The sequence below is a fragment of the Candidatus Neomarinimicrobiota bacterium genome (genome assembly GCA_018647265.1).
In the GTDB taxonomy this organism is placed as follows: domain Bacteria; phylum Fidelibacterota; class Marinisomatia; order Marinisomatales; family TCS55; genus TCS55.
The window spans coordinates 1-2,397 of sequence record JABGTK010000166.1 but is presented as its reverse complement, the minus strand read 5'-3'; the positions used below and the strand labels follow the sequence as shown (position 1 = coordinate 2,397).

At 43.8% G+C, this 2,397-nt stretch carries 3 protein-coding genes; all 3 read right to left on the bottom strand.

Annotated elements, in window-relative coordinates; genetic code table 11:
• The coding region (locus HN459_09845; GenBank protein MBT3479742.1) for a hypothetical protein at window positions 1-542 on the bottom strand (542 nt) is incomplete at its 3' end.
• Entirely contained in the window at window positions 539-1,237 is a 699-nt protein-coding gene (locus HN459_09840) for a hypothetical protein (protein ID MBT3479741.1), read from the bottom strand. The genes HN459_09840 and HN459_09845, both read right to left, overlap by 4 nt.
• Before the next feature lie 191 nt (window positions 1,238-1,428).
• A partial coding sequence (locus tag HN459_09835) for a T9SS type A sorting domain-containing protein (protein ID MBT3479740.1) occupies window positions 1,429-2,397 on the bottom strand: 969 nt, incomplete at its 5' end.

Sequence of the window (2,397 nt, the reverse complement as noted above, 5' to 3'; positions counted from 1 at the left end):
TCATTATTATCCTGATGGGCAAATTGGAAAAGGTCATAGAAAGTCCCTGATGATGCTTTCTGATGAAAATTAACCCAAGACTCAATGCTCCAGTTTTGTTCACCTTCGATGGGTGGATCTACATTAATTTGAGCTTGATTCGGGCCAAAATCGAAAGCGTAATCACTCCCACCGCCCCCACTTTGAGGTGCGCCATTTTCAATCCATTTTTTAATTTTTTCTTCATTAGCTTGGGCCAGGTTACCCCCGCCTTTGGGCATGCGATCGCCAAAAGATGAATTACCAACAATCTTTTGAAAAAGTACAGAATTGGCAACATCATTTGGTTTTACGCGCTGAAAACCGGAATAACCTTGGGAAGCCACATTCACCAATTCATTATAACTGGTTTGTGAAGTCAGGTTCAACCCACCGCTAACATTGCCACTATTGTGGCAAGAAGCTGTGCAGGAATTATCCCAAATAGGTTGGATTTCGCTATTATAGTCTTGTGCTATTAAAAAAGAAAATAGTATTGAAAGTATAAGTAGGCGTCTCATCATTCGCCTCCAATCATAAACATTCCACTGGTAGGTGGTTCGGGAGGTTCGGGGAGATCAGCATCACCACCAGCTTGCATGGCAGCATAAGCACCACCGCCTGCAAGTAAGAGGATTATAAATGTATTCCGCAACCATTTGCTGCCCCCTTTTTTCTTTGGCTTCGCTTCAGCCACTTCTTCGGGAGGGGTAACTCCCGCTTTTGCCAACAAATCTGCAGGTGCCTGCATGCCAACCAATTCCCAGGCCACTACTTGGATTTCTGTCAGTAGTCCGTCCACTTCACCTTTGTAAGTTTTACTCACGGTTTTTTCTGTTTTACCCGATTCAACAGAAAACATTCGTGCTTCAATCGTATAGGAGTTTCCTATTTTCCCGAAGGACCCGGTAATCATTTTTTGTACACCAAGTAAGGCGCCAATCTCCGCAGCACATTCTGCAGATGTACAACCGGCTTGCTGGAATCCCTGCTCATCCATGATTTCACTCATCTGATTTCGCTCTACCATAATGAGGGCATTGGTTTGAACCAGTTCTGAACCGAGCCTTTGGGTAAGAACCTGCGCTTCTTGGGCGGTTATTCCAGACCCGTCAAAGTCCAGAACCGCAGCGGTGGGTTTAGCTTGGGAACCATCGCCCACTTGGGCGAAAATAAGCGAAGCAAAAATTATTGGTATAAATCTGTATATACGCGTCATGAATGACTCCTGTTTATCTATAGAAAATGTAATGTAAAATCAACGATTAAGGCAACAATGTTAGTTTAAATAAAAATGACTGAAACTCGCCTCTTTTTTTGCACCAATTACTTTCTTCAGTAACACCGCCGCGTTACTAAGCTGGACAAGCATCCTTGGTTGTAGATAACAAGCAGGATGCTTATCGAACTTTATTTTAGGAAGATCATTTTCTTTGTTTTGTTCATAACAATCTTGCCACCGGCATCTCTTATCATAGCATGGTAAAAATACACACCAGTTGATACCCTGTCACCCATACCATTCCTGCCATTCCAAATAAACGTATAATATCCCGCAGAGCGATGTTCATTAATCGCCAATCGAGTGACTTCTTTACCAAGAAGATTATAGATGATTAAATCAACCTGAGCATCGTCTTCTAAACTAATCATTATTGATGTCTGGGGATTAAAGGGGTTGGGGTAGTTTTGACTCAACGTAAATGCATCTGGGTACAAGTCAACGCCAGCATTGTTTTCCTTCACATAGTCTTTGGTACCAATAACCAACCTAAAATCTTGTTTCAGGTAAGCATCAGGGCCCGTATTCGCGAATCGGTAATTACTGTCCCACTCTAGATTCTTAGCCTGCTTTGTGGTCTTATTAATTAAGAAAATATCGTATTCCTCTGGGATATATCCCAGACCATCAAATGTAATGTATGTACGGCTGCCATTGGTTGGGGTAAAGACCTGGAGATCCCAGTAATGGCCTGTTTCGTTGGGCTTGCGGATATCTTTCGCATAGAGGTCCGGTGTTTCTTCCCGGTCACGGTTATCGATTCTAAGGACAATATCACCCATGACGGCCGGCGGTTCAAACTCATCAAGACGATCGTAACCGTCTTCAGCCATATTTCTGACGCCCACTGCGTTCAGTTCATCCCGGGCGTTGCCCGTGGTGGCGATCATATCAATGATCCATTCATCTGCATCCATGGGATAATCATCAGTATTCATGGCCTTTGCCATTTTACCAAAACCACTGCCGCGCGCATCAATATTCAGGCTTGTGGCACCACCGGATTTAAAGATATAACCTTTCCATGGCAGCAGAGATGAGCCCGCACTGCTCCAGGAACCACTCCAGGTATAAATGGATCCTGCATCACGAATGTT

What these genes read in the sequence shown, in the direction of transcription:
- HN459_09840 (MBT3479741.1), bottom strand. Translation starts at nt 1,237, where the DNA reads ATGACGCGTATATACAGATTTATACCAATAATTTTTGCTTCGCTTATT.